19 protein-coding genes and 1 other RNA gene are annotated in these 15,519 nt (G+C 54.8%); 3 read left to right on the top strand and 17 right to left on the bottom strand.

The features are described from left to right. Positions 1-13: 13 nt before the first annotated feature. The 11 genes from mraY to ACORNT_RS07725 all read right to left on the bottom strand — a co-directional run bounded on the left by mraY (position 14) and on the right by ACORNT_RS07725 (position 9,831). A complete protein-coding gene (gene mraY, locus ACORNT_RS07775) occupies positions 14-1,102 on the bottom strand; it encodes a phospho-N-acetylmuramoyl-pentapeptide-transferase (protein WP_321397736.1) in 1,089 nt (362 codons plus the stop codon). A gap of 16 nt (positions 1,103-1,118) precedes the next feature. Then, entirely contained in the window at positions 1,119-2,552 is a 1,434-nt protein-coding gene (locus ACORNT_RS07770) for a UDP-N-acetylmuramoylalanyl-D-glutamyl-2,6-diaminopimelate--D-alanyl-D-alanine ligase (RefSeq protein ID WP_321397733.1), read from the bottom strand. After that, positions 2,549-4,057 carry a UDP-N-acetylmuramoyl-L-alanyl-D-glutamate--2,6-diaminopimelate ligase gene (locus ACORNT_RS07765; protein ID WP_321397728.1) on the bottom strand — a complete coding sequence of 503 codons (1,509 nt, stop codon included), beginning with the start codon at positions 4,055-4,057 and terminating at the stop codon, positions 2,549-2,551. The genes ACORNT_RS07770 and ACORNT_RS07765 overlap by 4 nt, the downstream gene beginning before the upstream one ends. Next, positions 4,057-5,772, bottom strand: a complete 1,716-nt coding sequence (locus tag ACORNT_RS07760) for a penicillin-binding protein 2 (protein ID WP_321397726.1) — start codon at positions 5,770-5,772, stop codon at positions 4,057-4,059. The genes ACORNT_RS07765 and ACORNT_RS07760 overlap by 1 nt, the downstream gene beginning before the upstream one ends. Then, positions 5,769-6,260 (bottom strand): cell division protein FtsL, encoded by a 492-nt coding sequence (gene ftsL / locus ACORNT_RS07755; RefSeq protein WP_321397723.1) that lies wholly within the window; start codon positions 6,258-6,260, stop codon positions 5,769-5,771. Before ftsL ends, ACORNT_RS07760 begins: the two co-directional genes overlap by 4 nt. Next, on the bottom strand, positions 6,257-7,252 hold the full coding sequence (gene rsmH / locus ACORNT_RS07750; RefSeq protein WP_321397721.1) for a 16S rRNA (cytosine(1402)-N(4))-methyltransferase RsmH: 996 nt from the start codon (positions 7,250-7,252) through the stop codon (positions 6,257-6,259). The genes ftsL and rsmH overlap by 4 nt, the downstream gene beginning before the upstream one ends. Further along, the gene (gene mraZ / locus ACORNT_RS07745) at positions 7,249-7,725 is read right to left on the bottom strand and encodes a division/cell wall cluster transcriptional repressor MraZ (RefSeq protein ID WP_321397718.1); all 477 of its coding nucleotides are present in this window, start codon (positions 7,723-7,725) and stop codon (positions 7,249-7,251) included. The genes rsmH and mraZ overlap by 4 nt, the downstream gene beginning before the upstream one ends. A 359-nt stretch (positions 7,726-8,084) precedes the next feature. Next, positions 8,085-8,396: a PilZ domain-containing protein gene (locus tag ACORNT_RS07740; RefSeq protein WP_321397715.1), complete on the bottom strand. Its 312-nt coding sequence runs from the start codon at positions 8,394-8,396 to the stop codon at positions 8,085-8,087. A 205-nt stretch (positions 8,397-8,601) separates the two neighbouring features. Continuing rightward, complete coding sequence (locus ACORNT_RS07735) at positions 8,602-8,919, bottom strand: PilZ domain-containing protein (RefSeq protein ID WP_321397713.1); 318 nt, start codon at positions 8,917-8,919, stop codon at positions 8,602-8,604. A 141-nt stretch (positions 8,920-9,060) separates the two neighbouring features. Beyond that, positions 9,061-9,432: RNase P RNA component class A (rnpB, locus tag ACORNT_RS07730), an RNA gene on the bottom strand. A 72-nt stretch (positions 9,433-9,504) separates the two neighbouring features. After that, complete coding sequence (locus ACORNT_RS07725; RefSeq protein ID WP_321397711.1) at positions 9,505-9,831, bottom strand: PilZ domain-containing protein; 327 nt, start codon at positions 9,829-9,831, stop codon at positions 9,505-9,507. 138 nt (positions 9,832-9,969) lie between these two features. Between ACORNT_RS07725 and ACORNT_RS07720 the strand changes: the two genes are divergently transcribed. Beyond that, on the top strand, positions 9,970-10,200 hold the full coding sequence (locus ACORNT_RS07720; RefSeq protein ID WP_321397707.1) for a hypothetical protein: 231 nt from the start codon (positions 9,970-9,972) through the stop codon (positions 10,198-10,200). Between the two features lie 12 nt (positions 10,201-10,212). Here ACORNT_RS07720 and ACORNT_RS07715 read toward each other — a convergent pair whose 3' ends face one another. From ACORNT_RS07715 to ACORNT_RS07700, 4 genes are all read right to left on the bottom strand, one after another. Then, complete coding sequence (locus ACORNT_RS07715) at positions 10,213-10,947, bottom strand: N-acetylmuramoyl-L-alanine amidase (RefSeq protein WP_321397704.1); 735 nt, start codon at positions 10,945-10,947, stop codon at positions 10,213-10,215. Between the two features lie 42 nt (positions 10,948-10,989). Continuing rightward, positions 10,990-11,874: a DMT family transporter gene (locus tag ACORNT_RS07710; RefSeq protein WP_321397701.1), complete on the bottom strand. Its 885-nt coding sequence runs from the start codon at positions 11,872-11,874 to the stop codon at positions 10,990-10,992. Positions 11,875-11,905: 31 nt separating this feature from the next. Next, positions 11,906-12,640 (bottom strand): TerB family tellurite resistance protein, encoded by a 735-nt coding sequence (locus tag ACORNT_RS07705; RefSeq protein WP_321397699.1) that lies wholly within the window; start codon positions 12,638-12,640, stop codon positions 11,906-11,908. Positions 12,641-12,727: 87 nt separating this feature from the next. Continuing rightward, positions 12,728-13,063 (bottom strand): cupin domain-containing protein, encoded by a 336-nt coding sequence (locus ACORNT_RS07700; protein WP_321397696.1) that lies wholly within the window; start codon positions 13,061-13,063, stop codon positions 12,728-12,730. Between the two features lie 141 nt (positions 13,064-13,204). Here ACORNT_RS07700 and ACORNT_RS07695 point away from each other — a divergent pair, with 141 nt between their 5' ends. Together ACORNT_RS07695 and ACORNT_RS07690 are read left to right on the top strand one after the other, a co-directional pair. Continuing rightward, positions 13,205-13,624 carry a heavy metal-responsive transcriptional regulator gene (locus ACORNT_RS07695; RefSeq protein WP_321397693.1) on the top strand — a complete coding sequence of 140 codons (420 nt, stop codon included), beginning with the start codon at positions 13,205-13,207 and terminating at the stop codon, positions 13,622-13,624. Beyond that, positions 13,617-14,684, top strand: coding sequence for a permease (locus ACORNT_RS07690; RefSeq protein WP_321397691.1), 1,068 nt, complete (start codon positions 13,617-13,619; stop codon positions 14,682-14,684). Before ACORNT_RS07695 ends, ACORNT_RS07690 begins: the two co-directional genes overlap by 8 nt. A gap of 5 nt (positions 14,685-14,689) precedes the next feature. On the opposite strand, the gene ACORNT_RS07685 is transcribed toward ACORNT_RS07690, so the two are convergent. Both ACORNT_RS07685 and ACORNT_RS07680 read right to left on the bottom strand, forming a co-directional pair. Further along, positions 14,690-15,010, bottom strand: a complete 321-nt coding sequence (locus ACORNT_RS07685; RefSeq protein ID WP_321397688.1) for a hypothetical protein — start codon at positions 15,008-15,010, stop codon at positions 14,690-14,692. 90 nt (positions 15,011-15,100) lie between these two features. Then, positions 15,101-15,457, bottom strand: a complete 357-nt coding sequence (locus ACORNT_RS07680) for a hypothetical protein (protein ID WP_321397684.1) — start codon at positions 15,455-15,457, stop codon at positions 15,101-15,103. Positions 15,458-15,519 lie beyond the last annotated feature (62 nt).

Genomic DNA, 15,519 nt, shown 5'->3' with positions numbered 1-15,519 from the left:
CCAGAATTTGTTCCTATCGCAGTTTTAAAGTAGCCAGACCAACCAGCGCCAGAAGCACTGCAATGATCCAGAAGCGGATCACAATAGTCGGTTCCGCCCAGCCTTTCTTTTCATAATGATGATGGATCGGCGCCATGCGAAACACCCGCTTGCCGGTCAGCTTGAAGGAAACCACCTGCATAATCACAGACACAGTTTCCAGCACAAACAAACCGCCGACAATGACCAGCACGATTTCATGTTTGGCAATCACGGCCACAGTTCCCAGAGCGCCACCCAGGGACAGGCTGCCTGTATCTCCCATGAAGATCATGGCCGGCGGCGCATTATACCATAGAAACCCTAGCCCCGCCCCGATAATGGCGGCGCAAAAAACGGCAAGCTCACCGGTGCCGGGCACATAGGTCAGTTGCAGGTAACCGGAGTAGATGCTGTTGCCCACCAGATAGGCGATCAGGGCAAAAGTCGCCGAGGCAATGATCACCGGCATGATGGCAAGACCGTCAAGGCCGTCGGTCAGATTAACGCTGTTGGAGGAGCCGACAATAACCAGGAGGGCGAACGGAATATAAAACCAGCCCAGATTGACCATGGTATCCTTGAGAAACGGCAGAGCCAGCATGCTGCGGGTCTCTTCGGCCGCAGCCTGGGTAATGATCAGGACAGCCGCCAGCGCCACTATGATTTCAAGCAGCAGCTTGACCCGGCCTGAAACACCGGCGGAACTGGATTTTGTGATCTTGCGGTAATCATCCAGAAATCCGATCACCCCGAAACCGCTGGTTACCGTCAGACAGGCCCAGACATAGGGGCTGCTGAGGTCCATCCACAAAAGGGTACTGAGGGTGAGACCAAGCAGGATCAGAAAACCGCCCATTGTCGGGGTTCCCTGTTTGGTCAGTAAATGTCCCTCCGGACCGTCGGTGCGGATAGGCTGCCCCTTCTTCTGACGAACCTTGAGCCAGCCGATAATACTCGGCCCGCACAGGAAGCTGATCAGAAAGGCTGTAAACAATGCGCCACCAGTACGAAACGTCAGATAACGGAACAGATTAAACAGACCGAAATCGTCACTGAGGGGATATAACAAACTATAGAGCATTTTGGGTCCGTCCTGATTACGCGCTTACGGCCTTTTTAATATTCGGTGATACCATTTCAAGCATTCTGTCGACCAGCCGGAACATTCCACTGCTGTTTGATCCCTTGACCATCACCACGTCATTGTCCTGCAGATCCCCAAGCAATGCCGGTTCAAGGTCATCAAGGCTTTTGAACCATGCACAATAGATCTGTTCATTCATATTGTCGGCCAGATGTTTCATATTCTCACCGACCAGATAAACCCTGTCGATCTCGGCCTCTGTAAGGGCATCAGCAAGTCCGGCGTGCAACTGGACCGTATCCTCGCCAAGTTCCGCCATATCACCCAGAACAGCAATCCGCCGGCCGCGATGATTAAGCCTGACCTGGCTCTGCCCGGCAAGAGCTGCCCGCATGGACGCCGGGTTTGCATTGTAGCTTTCATCGATCAGCAGGAACGAGGCCTCGCTGCCATCGCGGAAAAAGATCCGGTGGCGCTTCCCCCGTCCCTTGAGTGGTGTCATTTCCGCCAGCGCCAGTCCGGCCAGCCCGAGATCGCCGCCGACCTGGGCCACCGCCGCCAGCACCGCCAGAGAATTCATGATCCAGTGCTGTCCCAGCATGCCGACCTTATAGACCATCACCTTGCCGCAAAGGTCTGCCACCACGCAGCTACAGGTATCATGCATGACCTGGCGCAGGATATGGACATCCGCAGCCGGATCACTGCCGAAGGAAATCACACGGCCGACGCCGGCTTCCCGGGCCCGCTGTTCCAGCCGGGCATAATGGTCATTGTCATGATTAAGAATGGCAACGCCTTCGCCTTCCATACAGGTCAGGATTTCCGCCTTGGCATCAGCGATTTCTTCCACATTCTCAAAAAACTCGCCGTGGGCAAGTTCAACCGTGGTAATAATAGCCACATGGGGCCGCACCAGTTTGACCAGCTTGGCCAATTCCCCCTTGTGGTTCATGCCCATCTCGAAAATACCATAAGCCGCATCGCGCGGCATCCGCGCCAGGGACAGGGGCACACCAATTTCGTTATTATAGCTCAGGATACTGGCATGGGTCTTCTTGTCCCGGCTCAGAGCCAGACGCAGGGCTTCCTTGGTGCCCGTCTTGCCGGCGCTGCCGGTAACCGCAATGATGGGAATATCCACCCTGGCCCGGGCCGCCCTGCCAAGCTTCACCAGGGCATCAAACGCATCTGGCACAACAATCTGCCGGTCCGGGTCCACATCCTCAAGAATATGTGTAACAACGGCTGCGGCAGCGCCTTTTTCGAGGGACATTTTTACATAGTCATGGCCGTCGGAATTGGGCCCGACCAGGGCAAAAAACAAATCGCCGTCCTCAACAGTGCGACTGTCAATTGATACCCCGTAACAGGCCAGGTTGTCATCAATCTCAACCTTCCAGACATCTGCCAGTTCCCGACCGGTCCATAAGGCATTTTCTGTCATGTTCGCACCCCTCCCGATGTCGTACCCCGACCTTTTTTCTCAACGGAAAGACTGGCGATGGCCGAACGTACTTCTGACACATCGTCGAATTCATGTATTTGACCGGCAATTTCCTGACCGCGCTCGTGTCCTTTACCGGCCACCAGCAACAGGTCACCGGCTTCCAGTTCGTCCACAGCCTGCCTGATGGCCTCAGCCCGGTTGCCTATTTCTGCGGCCAACGGGCAACCCTTGAGGATTTCGGTCCGAATGGCTGACGGCTCTTCGGACCGGGGATTGTCATCCGTCACGTAAACCCGGTCTGCCTTTTCACAGGCGACACGACCCATCAGTTCCCGCTTGCCGGTATCACGGTCACCGCCACAGCCGAAAACCACCGCCAGTTTGCCTCTCACATGCGGTTTCAGTGCCTCAAGCGCCGTTTCCAGTGCATCCGGCGTATGGGCATAATCCACATAGATGCGCGCCCCGGACGGATGCCGGCCGGCCTGCTCCATGCGCCCTTCCACCGGGCGCAGATAGGACAGCGATTTGAAAGCCTGATCCGGGTCACCACCGCATCCGATCACCAGCCCGACCGCCATCAGGGCGTTAAAGGCCTGAAAACTGCCGACAAGTGAAAGCTTGATGTCATAGATATTGGCGCCATGGGAAACGGTGATTTCCTGACCAGTCGGGTTGGATGTCTGGTGCAACAGGCGGATATCGCCGTCCAGACGGCCAACTGTAATCACATGATGCCCGCGCGCCCAGCAGATATCGGCAACTTCACGGACGATCGGACAGTCCGCGTTAAGCACCGCCGTACTGCCCGGCTTCATCACCTCGCCGAACAGGCGGCTTTTGGCGTAAAAATAATTTTCTTCACTGCCGTGATAATCATAATGATCCCGCGTCAGGTTGGTGAAGGCCGCCGCAGAAATATTCAGGCCGTCCATCCGGTGCTGGGCGAGGCCATGGCTGGAGGCCTCGAAAACCACATGGTCAATGCCCAGGTCACACAGGTCGCTCATGGCCTTGTGCAGTGTCACGGGATCCGGCGTTGTCATGCCGGTATAGTCGTTATAGCCCGGCGCAATCACACCCAGCGTGCCAACCGACGCCGCCTTGAGGCCCATATGTTCCCAGATCTGTTTGGTAAAGGACGCCACCGAGGTTTTGCCGTTGGTGCCGGTGACAGCCGCCAGATGTTCCGGCTGGCGGCGGAAATATGCCGCAACCATATGGGGGAAAACCCGACCGGGACCTTCATGAGTGATCCAGATAACACTGTCATTTGCCGTCCTTGCAGACGGCACGCACAGGATCGCAACAGCGCCTTTTCCGATGGCATCCTCAATAAAATCGGCCCCGTTAAAGGTCAGGCCCGGCAGCGCCACAAACACAAAACCCGGCTCGACCTTCCTGCTGTCGGCCGTAATGCCGCTGACCTCGACATCCCCGGTCACGACAAGTCCGGCGGAAAATCTGGTTCTGGCATCTTTCAGCAGATCGGAAAGCTTCATCAGTGGTGCTCATCCCTGTTTGCAGAGGTTAAAATCAAGTTTTCATATCGGGGTTTCCGGCGCTTTTCCGGCGCGACCCCCAGAAGCGGGCCAATCTGGCGAACCACATCCCCGACAAGCGGAGCCGCTGTCCATCCGCCAGAGGCGAAATAAAATGTATCCTCAGTGCCTTTCGGTTCGTCCAGCATGGCAAAAACCACATATCTCGGATCATCCATGGGGAATGCACCGACAAAGGAAGAAATCAGATCCTTTTTCCGGTAGCCGCCTTCCCCAGGCTTTTCCGCAGTTCCGGTTTTCCCCCCGACAAAATAGCCATCCACATCCGCTGCACCACCGGTTCCATATTCAACGGCGAGCCGCATCAGGTCACGCATGGTTCGGCTTGTCTCTTCCGAGATAACACGAGGTGTGATTGTCTCACTGTTCCCGCCGGCAATCAGGAACCTTTCACTGTCACTTTTACGCAGCAAGGTGGCAGGAATATGACGTCCGCCATTGACCATTGCCGAAATTCCGGTGGCCAGTTGCACCGGCGTAATGGCAATGCCGTGACCATAGGAAACGGTCATGGATTCCACTTCCCCCCACTGGCGCGGCAGGAGGGGGGTGGCCACCCCTGACAATTCAATACCCGGTGCCTCAAACATACCGATTTTATGAAGAAATTCCCGCTGTTTTTCCACACCCACATCCCGGGCCATCAGGGCAGACCCGATATTGCTGGAGTAGGTATAAATCTCCGGCACATTAAGCCAGCGTTTTTTGGCATGATCGTCATGGATGGTAAAGCGGTCCACCTTCAGGGGATCTGTAGCATCATAGCCGCCTTCCAGGCTCACTACCCGCTCTTCAAGGGCCATGGCCACCGTAAAGGTCTTGAATCCGGACCCCATTTCATAAACCCCCTGGGTCAGCCTGTTGAACAACACTTCGCTGGCGCCTCCCGGGGGGTTATTCGGATCGAAATCCGGCAGGCTGCTCAGGGCCAGAATTTCACCGGTCTGCACATCCATCACCAGTCCGGCCGCCCCGGCTGCCTGAAATTTATCCATGGATTTTTTCAGTTCGGTGTAAAGGATATGCTGAACCCGGATGTCCAGCGACAGCACCAGCGGCTCGCCGGAGCGCAAAGGATCCGACAGATGATCCTGAAAGAAACGTTCAACACCGGCAAAGGGCTGGGTATCGATGCCCACATAGCCCAGCACATGAGCCGCCAGATGCCCGTGCGGATAAATTCTTTTCTCTTCTTCCTCAAGTTCAAGGGCTGGATTGCCGAGACTGTTAATCTGCCAGACTTCCTTTGGCGTCAGTTTGCGGCTGATCCAGACATGACGACGGGAAGACTTGAGCTTGTTCAGGATCTCGGTACGGTTCTCGTCTCTCAATATAGAGGAAATTTCAGCCGCCAGTTTTTCCGGATCGGCAATCATATGGGGCCGCGCCGCCAGGGAAGATGTCACCAGATTCGTGGCAAGAATAATCCCGTTCCGGTCTACAATGTCAGCCCGTCCGGCGATATAGTCCGCCTGCTCGGCCTCGGCAAAATGTGTTGTCTCAGACAGTTCGCCAAACATGCCGATGGACATCAGGCGAAGCAGCAGAAAGCCGAACCCCAGCACAAAAAGAACCATTGGCACCACAAGACGGGTTCTGGCCGTCTCCATGGCGCCCTGACCGGCTCCTTCTATCTGCAGATCGATTGATCTCACTGATTTTTTTCCAGTTTCACCATTATTCTGTCAAAGAAACTTTTCTTCGGCGCCTGCACGGCGGGCTTTTCGGCCCGGACCTGTAATTCACCAGCTTTGCTGGCAACTATAACCGGCGCCGCACGATATTTATCCGGCACATCGCCGGGTTTCGCCTGGGGCAGAAGAAGCCGAAAGTTGTCCACCGGCAGACTGGCCGTGAGCACTTCCCCACGACCGGAAACCTGATCAAGCGACGATACCATCTGCATATTCCCGGACGGCTTGAGCGCCAGGAATCTTTCACTGAGACGTTGCAGGCGCTCGGGACGGGACAGGTAGGCCATTTCCGCCCGAAGTACCTTGATGGCAGCTTTGTCTTCCAGAATCCGGGTGGCCAGATCACGCTTGCGTTCTTCCAGCCGTTCGGTTGCTTCTTTCAGGTTATAAACTGCACCTGCCGAAATCATTACCAGCAGGACTGCCAGTGACGCCACTATCCTGATCATGCTGCCTTCTCCCTCTCTCTGGCCGGGGCCGCCGTTCTGCGTCCGGCCCGCAGTTTTGCGGATCTTGATCGTGCATTCAGTTCAATTTCTTCACGCGACGGCTTTTTACCGCCCCGGAAAATCATTTCAAAGGTCGGCTCATCTTCGCCATCCTGAGCCATCGGCCTATGACGGGAAACGCGGGCAGTTTCACCGCTCCGTTCCCGGAAGAAATTCTTCACGATGCGGTCTTCCAGCGAATGGAAGGTCACCACACACAGGCGGCCACCGGGCGACAGGATCTGTTCGGCGGCTTCGAGCCCCCGCTCCAGTTCGCCCAGTTCGTCATTCACATAGATCCTGAGCGCCTGAAATGTCCTGGTTGCCGGATGGATCTGCTTTTTGCCGCGCGGAGCCCTTTTCTGGCCGACGGCCCGGCTGACGATATCTGCAAGCTGGCGGGTCCTGGTGATCGGCGCTTCCTGCCGGGCTTCGGTTATGGCCCGGGCGATACGGCGTGATTTATGTTCCTCGCCATAGCGATAAATAATATTGGCCAGGTCTTCCTCTTCCATGTCGTTGACCACATCGGCGGCGCTTGGCACATCGCCGCCCATCCGCATATCCAGCGGTCCGTCCTGCATGAAGGAAAAGCCGCGCCCGGCTTCGTCAAGCTGCATGGAGGACACGCCGATATCCAGCGCCACGCCATCGACCTGGCTGATGCCTTCCTGCGCCAACAGTTCCTTCATTTCAGAAAAACAGCCCTGAAGCAGATGAAAGCGGCCCGGAAACTGTTGTTCCACTTCCCCGGCCGTCGAAATCACGTTGGGATCCCGGTCAATGGCCCAAACCACACAATTGGCCGACGCAAGCGCTGCCCGGCTATAGCCGCCTGCCCCAAAGGTGCCGTCGACAAGAACCTCACCGTCGGCCGGCGACAGGGCTTCCACGACCTCATTCACCAGAACCGGGAAATGACGGGGATCAAAATCAGCAAGAGACAGCGTCATGCTTCCGTCCCTCCTTCGCTATCCCGGCGTTTCCATTTGAGCATGTCGCGGTTTTTCCGGGCAAGTTCACGGGCCTTGACCAGTTCGGCCTGGAAGGCCTCGGGTGCCCAGATCTGGAAGGTATTGCCGCGACCGACGAATGTTACGCGATCGGTAATCCCGGCAAATTCAAGAAGTTCCAGGGGCAGGATAATCCGGCCTTCGCTGTCAAAGGAAAGCCGGGAGCTGGACGACAGGATTGAAAAGGTGAAAGCGTCATGTTCTTCTGAATAAGGGGCAAGGTCATCAATACTGTCGGAAAGCCGGTCCAGATAATCGCTATCGCAGCCTTCTATGGCATCGTGGACAAAGGACGGATACGCTACTATACCCTGCCAGGATCCCTCGGGCAAAGAGGCACGAAAAGACGCCGGCACCGATACCCGACCCTTTTTGTCCACTTTATTTGTAAATGTCGAAGTAAATTTCGGCATTCCCCACCCTGGCTGTTCGCTGGTTTAAATAATATTTTCTGCTGGCAACCGTCCCCTTTGACAATCACTATATGGGATATCATGGGATTTAACGCCTAGTCAATGGGATATCATGGTATATTTGTGGGGTTAACAAGACATTAATGATCTGAAATAGCGGCGAAAGTTCTTTTATTCCTGTGCGTTAGGGAACATTCCCACGCCAATACAGAAAAATCCCATCCGGGACCATGTCCGCCCAAATAGGATTTCAAAAAGGGGAATTATTCATCAACAGGCCTGATCAGGCCTGTTTCAGCAAAAAGACTCGGAATTTCAGATGAGATCGGCTGTCCCGGGATCAGGGATTGACACGGAAATTACAAACGGTCGGCAATTTCACCAAAAATGACCCGGGTTTCCGTGTCATCCTGACTAAAGGACAGGCCTATAAAGCCGTCCTTCTGCCAGACAACTTTCGCGTTGATCTGCCACTCGCTCTTGATGTCCAGGAGTGTTTCAGCGCCTTTTTGTAACGGCAGGTCGAGTTTAACCCGTGCGCCGCTAAGAGAAAAATTATACATAATGCAGTCAAAACTATACTCACCAACAGTCAGTACAGATTTCCACAAAACCGGTTGCCGGCGCCGGTCCCGGCGATTTTCTTTTGTCACACTCTTAACTTCACGCATATCCTGTACTGGCCGTCATCCACACAATTTAAGCATTTACATAGTTGCATACGCATGAATGGTAGGCAGGCAGAAAATCGTTTGCAAGTAGAAAGGGGATATTTGTTTCTTCATTTATTAACAATATGTTAACCATTTTATGAAGAAAGCAGGGCTCGTGCAGAAAATATCCTGCAGCCCGTCAGGCCCTGCGGGAGAGAAAAGATCAGCTCAGGCCGACGGCCAGGGAACCGAGCGACGACCGTACAGTTTCAGGATTATCAACAAACCGCAAACCGACAAAACCATCAGCAGACCAGATGACCTGCGCCGCCCGTTTAAGTTTGTTTTTAAGCTGAACATAGACGCTGGCGCCCTCATCAAGAGGCAGGTCGACCTTCAGTCGTATGCCGCCCAGTGAAAGATCATAGGCGGTACAGTCAAACTTATAATCGCCCACATCAAGCTTTGCCGGCAACACAACCGTTCGACGGTTATGCTGGCGCATGGTACTCAGTATGGATCTCACCGCTTTGTCAGGCATCTCGCCACCTCAAATAAAGTCAATGCAGGCAAATAGTAGGACAATATTATTTTATGTAAAGTTAACATTCCGTTAACTTATTCACAAAAACAGCCCCCGTCGCCCAAAAAAGCACTAAAGAGGGAAATTAACCGGAAAAAATATACCAGATGGCCTGTAAGCCGGGTTCTGTTCACCGGTTTCCCGGATCGATGACCATTCATCTGCGGCGACTGTTGCCAGCCGTCTCTTGCAATCAACCCGAACAACGCCCCGAAAGAAGGCTGCCCGGCCAAAGCCGGAACCAGTCGTTCCTATTTGATCTTGCACCCGGTGGGGTTTACCATGCCCTTCCTGTTACCAGGAAGGCGGTGCGCTCTTACCGCACCCTTTCACCCTTGCCCTTTGACAGGCGGTTTGCTTTCTGTGGCACTTTCCCTGGAGTCGCCTCCGCCGGCCGTTAGCCGGCACCGTCCTTCCGTGGTGCCCGGACTTTCCTCTACTGAATACAGCAGCAGTCATCCGGCCATCTGGTGACGCCAAAATACTATTTTTAATGATGAAATCGCAAGAAAATTCTGATAACAGACTGAATAATATATGGAATTAATCCATTCCGACGGCCAGTTCACCAAGGATTTCCCTGACCATATCAGGATCGTCCACAAACTTGAAACCAATAAAACCGGAAGAATGCCACACAACCTGGGCGTCCATCTTCTGCAGTTCCTTGATTTTGACTTTGACATAGGCGCCCCGGGCCAGAGGCAGGTCAAGTTTCATGCGCATGCCGCCAAGGGAAATATCATACAGGGTAGACTTGAATTCATGGGGACCCACAAACAGGGTGGACGGCCAGACAACCGTGCGCCTCTTGAAGATGCGCATGCAGTTCAGACCCTCTTTTATTTGTTCAACACGTTGTGCATCCATATCAAGCGCCGCTCCAGACATCTCTCTCCCCCCTGGGTTCCTTTATCTTTCATATTTAGCAGGCTTCAACTTACCTCAAAAATATTGACAAAGTTCTAATGATGAGGACTTGCGCACGATTTTTTTATGGGGCACAGTGTGACGGATTTCAAATCAAGATGTGCCGGAACCACAACAATGAACACAATAAACATCCCATTGAAAATACTGGCGATTTTTGCTCTTCTTCTTTCGATCAGCGCATGTTCCGGTGACGATGACTTTGTTTATGACGCCGGTCCCGCCGGCCCGAATACGGAACAAACGCTTAAAAGTTTACCGGAAGGACTGCTTCCCGATAAGGAAAATGCGCGTCATTCCGGCAACTGAGTCCCGGGGCGCTTAGGCGACATCTTTTTGCTTCACCTGCAGCAAAGATTTAAGAAGACCACGGCTCTCCCCGTCAGGCTTGCCTGAAAAATCCCCGGGCCGAAAATGACGCTGGAAAGCGGACAGCACCAGTCTCGTCTGTTCATCTTCCCTGCCCGTCACCTCTATGCCGTAGCCATAGTCCAGCAGTGCCTGTTGTAAATCGCGCAACTCAAGCGGCTCCTTCGTGCCCTGAGCCGGCCACAGGCCAATGCCCTGCCCGGCCAGCCACTGCCAGTCAAACAGCTCCCCCGGATCGATCTTTCGCGCCGGCGCCACATCGGAATGGCCAAGCACATGCCAGGGTTTGATATGATGGCGCTCGATGATCTGCCGGGATAAGTGCGCAAGAGTTTCCATCTGGATGGCTGGAAAAGGCCGGTAATCACCTTTATAGCCCGGATAGTCATGGCCGGGATTGACCAGCTCGACACCGATGGAGAAGCTGTTGATATCATCTTCCCCTTCCCAACTGGAAACCCCGGCGTGCCAGGCGCGTTTTTCCTCCGGCACCAGCCGGTGTATTTCCCCGCTTTCCCCGATCAGGTAATGGGCGCTGACTTTGGCGTCCGGGTCCCGGAGCCGGGCAAGGGCCTCCGCGCTGCTCGCCATACCGGTGTAGTGCAGAATCAGGTACCTGATGTCTGCGCCTTCCCGCCGGTCGTCGTAATTTAGGGACGGACTGTCGATTATTTTCAGCGCTGTCATGTTCCAACTATCCCCGCTTGTCCCCACAAGATCAAGCCCCCATCAGGGCAGAAGTTCTTTGGCAAGCCTGCGATTGCGGATCCAGTCCCGGTAATGAATCAGACCGATCCCGGAGAATGTCACCACAGATCCCGCAAGGAATCTCACCGTCAGTTCCTCATCCAGAAAAATCACCGCCGACAAAGTCGCGAATACCGGCACCAGAAGCATGATCGGCGCCACATGGGCCACCGGATGATGCTTCAGCAGAAAATTAATCCCGCCGTATCCCACAACAGAGGACAAGGCCGCCGTATAGATCAGCATGCCCCAGTGCAACCTGTCCAGTTCCACAAGTTCCCTGATCTGTCCTTCTTCAAAGCCCAGAGAAAGGGTCAGCAGAATGGGAATACTGTAAAAGGCCGTCCAGGCCTGGGTAGTCAGCACCCCGGGCCCGCGGAAACGACGCATCAGGGTGGTGCCGACGGCATATAGCGTTGTCGCCATCAGGATGACAATAATGGCAATCCCCTCCCCGGCAATGGCGGGGTCGAATGAAATGATCAGAATGCCGGAAAAAGCAATAACAATCCCCGCCGTGCGCCAGGCACTCAGTTTCTCGTCGAGAAAGAAATGGGCCAGCAAGATAGCGATGGGAATATTGGCCTGCACCACCACAACCATGGCCGATACCTTTGTGGCCAGATCCAGCGCCATGAAGGAACACCCGAAATGCAGCCCGCCGATACAGATCCCGATCAGCGCCATATGCTTCATGGAGCCTTTCACCACCCTGAGCCAGGGCAGAAGCATCAGCAGGACAATGGCAAACCTGAGGGTCGCAAACCAGAAGGGATCAAGCTGTTCAAGTCCGATCTTCATGACCACAAAATTCAACCCCCAGACCAAGGCAACAACAATGCCGAACAGCAGGTGGATCAGCGGCATGGCACCCTCCCCCCGCAGACAGAGGCGGCGCTCATTTTATTTTCCGTTCTTTGGCTATCCGGTCGTAGGCCTCATTGATGGCCGCCAGTTTTTCATTGGCCACCTCGATGAATTCCTCGGGCACCCCCTTGGCCATCAGCAGATCCGGGTGGTGTTCCTTGATCAGTTTGCGGTAGCGGGACTTGATCTCCTGGTCCGAAGCGGTGTGCTCCAGACCGAGGATCACCCAGGGATCGCGTCGGTCTTTGCCCAGGTGCCCCTCACGGATGCGGTGATAGGTGGCCTGGTCAAAACCGAACAGCCGGGCCACATGCTTGAGGAAGGTTTCCTCGGCCGGATGCATGACACCGTCGGCCATGGCGATATGGAACAGGATATCGAGAAGTTCCTCCAGCACCGCCGGCTGATCATGGAACAGACGGGCCAGCTGTGCGGCATAGGGTTCGTAACCGGTCGCTTCCTGACGCGCCAGATTGAACAGACGGCCCACATTGCGGCTTTCGCTTTCCGGCACCCGGAAAGCCTGCTTGAACACATTGATTTCATCCCGGGTCACCATGCCGTCCGCCTTGGCCATTTTGGCCGACAGGGCAATCACACCGATGGTGAAAGTGATTTTTTCCGTGGCCTCGCCAATCGGACCGCCGACTTTTTCGGCGATCTTTTTAACCGCCACATGGCCGGCAAACGCGCCAACCAGCGCGCCGATCGGCCCACCCAGCGCCAGCCCTGCGGCCCCGCCCAGCAATGTACCCCATACAGACACCGGAACTTCCTTTTCCTGTTATAGCTTTTTCTGAGACATACCCTTTTACGCAGTGCCTGTCATCAGGGAAGTAGGGAAAAGGCATGATTAGCCGACGGAAGTATAATGACGGTCATGAGTGGAATAGACCAGGGTGAGAACGGCCACATCGCAACAATTGTTGATCACCCGGTGGGTAACCCCGGCCGGAATGAGAAAGCTTTCTCCCCCGTGGAGTTCGCGCTGGCGACCATCGATTTCCAGAATGACCCTGCCCTGCTCGACCAGCAAAAATTCCTGACAGTTGTCATGGAAATGTTTTTCGCCGACCCGGCCCGCTTCCATGATCATTTTGGCCACACTGAAGCCCGGCCCTTCCGCCTCCTCACCATCGAGAAGCCAGTCCATCCGTCCCCAGTCATAATCCTTTTGCTTGTTTGCCATGCCGTTCCTCTCCCGCAATATTACACCATCCTGACCGGTAAAACAGGCGGTTTTGCGGCCGAATTCCATTCTCCTGCATTTTACCCTTGACCTTGTAGTATACTTTAAGGTGTAGGCTGCAGGGGAATCAGGAGAAAAACCATGAATGCCATGACCATCGGAAAACTTGCCAAAGCCACTGGCGTCAGCACCGAAACCATTCGATATTATGAGCGCTGCGGCTTGCTGCCGCCGCCGGACCGCCTGCCGTCCGGCTACCGGGTGTACCGTCCGGAAAGCCGGAACCGCCTCAGCTTCATCAAACAGGCCCAGAATCTGGGCTTTACCCTGCAGGAGATCGAGGAGCTTATCGCGCTCACCGCCGATGACGAGGCCGACTGCGCCATGGTGGCGGAGAAAGCCCGCCATAAGCTGGAAGAAATCGTGCGCAAGATCAAAACCCTGAAAAAAATGCGCGCCGGACTTGAAATCCTCTCCCGCCGCTGCCCCGGGGATGAACAACCGCTCAGCGAATGCTGCATCATCAACTATCTTTCCGGAGAGGAGGCTCTCAATGGCTAACTGCTGCCCGTCAGACGATCATAACCACGACCAGCACGGCAAGAGTCGGATCGACTATCTTTTATGGGGATCGCTCAGCCTCACGGTGCTGCTTTATCTGGGCTACTGGTTTTTTTCCGGCGATCTGGCTGGTCATAACTGGCTTGTCACCCTGGCCCATTCGGTCTTCGACCTGATGAACACGGTCTGGTGGGGACTTCTGCTGGGCCTGGTCATGGTCGCCGTTCTTTCGGAAATCCCGCGGGAATTTGTCATCGCCATCCTCGGCCGCCGTAATGGCCTTGGCGGTATCCTCAGGGCCACGCTCGGCGGGGTGCTGCTGGATCTCTGCAGCCACGGCATCCTCATGGTCGGCGCCAAACTTTACGAACGCGGCGCCAGCATCGGTCAGGTGATCGCCTTTCTGGTGGCAAGCCCCTGGAACAGCTTCTCCCTGACCCTGATCCTTGTCGCCCTGATCGGCCTGAAATGGACTCTCGCGTTTATTTTCCTCTCCCTGCTGATCGCCGTTGTTACAGGTTATATCTTCGACCGGCTGGTGGCCCGGGGCGTGCTGCCGGAAAACCCCAACAGCATCGATCTGCCCGACGGGTTCGAGTTCTGGCCCGAAGCCCGCAAGGGGCTTGCCGCAACTACTTTCGACTTGGCCTTTTTCCGCGATATGGCCATCAAGGGGGTGAAGGAGAGCCGCATGGTGTTGCGCTGGATTTTCTTTGGTATTTTGCTGGCCAGCCTGGTCCGCGCCTTTGTCGATACCGGCAGTTTCCAGACATATTTCGGCCCGACGCTGGCCGGTCTCGGCCTGACTGTCATCGCCGCCACCATTATTGAGGTCTGTTCCGAAGGCAGCACCCCGATCGCCGCCGACCTGGTAACCCGGGCCGGCGCGCCGGGCAACGGCTTTGCCTTCCTGATGGCCGGTGTCGCCACCGACTATACGGAAATCATGATCCTGCGCGAGACGACAAAATCCTGGAAAATCGCCCTGTTCCTGCCGTTGATTTCCCTGCCGCAAACCATATTCATTGCCTGGCTGATCAATGTGACGGCGACGGGTTAGGCGGATTACCCGAAGGGCGGTACATCCCGTTTCAGGTCCCCTTCCCCATGCAGGAAAGTCAGGGACAGAAGACCGAAGCAATCACCCTCTCCGGCCGCGGGCAACTCCCCCTGCACGTCCGGCTGAAACCCTTCTGCGTTCAGCCGGGTGAGGAACTTTTCGATGGCCTCAAGCGGCAATTCAAAATTCAGGGTCGCGGAGATATTGGAAAAGAGATGATGATCCATGATCCAGTCGCCGGCGCCGGTGATCGCCTCCCGCGCGCTGGAGATCGCCTCGTTCCGGTCCTGCCGGGTGATGATGTCAAGTTTGAGAAATTTATTCATACTGACGCTCCTTTCTGGCGGGCACAGTTGTACCATTGCCCGGGAATACCATAGTCTTTCATCTGCGATATCGCGAACCGTGCGGACTGCTTACTGGCTCTGCAAGTCTTTTCGCATTTCCCTTATCAACATTTCGAAATATCTATTTCTTTCTTCTCTTGATCCTTCATTGGTATCCAAAATACCTTGAGCCGCTTCACTAACCTTCTCAGAACCAAACAACTGAATTTTGGTTTGCTGGAGTGCATAAGCTTTGGAAGCTGCATCAGATGGTTGGATGGCAGCATCATGCATCGCAGTTAATAACCCAAGGTAGGCTTCTCTTTTTTCATTATACAGACGCTCATCTAGCGCGTTATTCTGGTCTAGATGGTTTTTAATTAGCAAGGTAACCACGGAGCCAATACCAAAAGCCCCGAAAATTGACATTAGGATTTCAAACGACATTGCTTCCCCCTTTTTCAATTAATGCTGGATTCTATCGCAAATATCTCAAATCTCCAATTCCC

The sequence above is a fragment of the Emcibacter sp. genome, assembly GCF_963675455.1.
Taxonomy (GTDB): Bacteria; Pseudomonadota; Alphaproteobacteria; order Sphingomonadales; family Emcibacteraceae; genus Emcibacter.
This window is presented reverse-complemented; position numbering and strand designations above follow the sequence as displayed.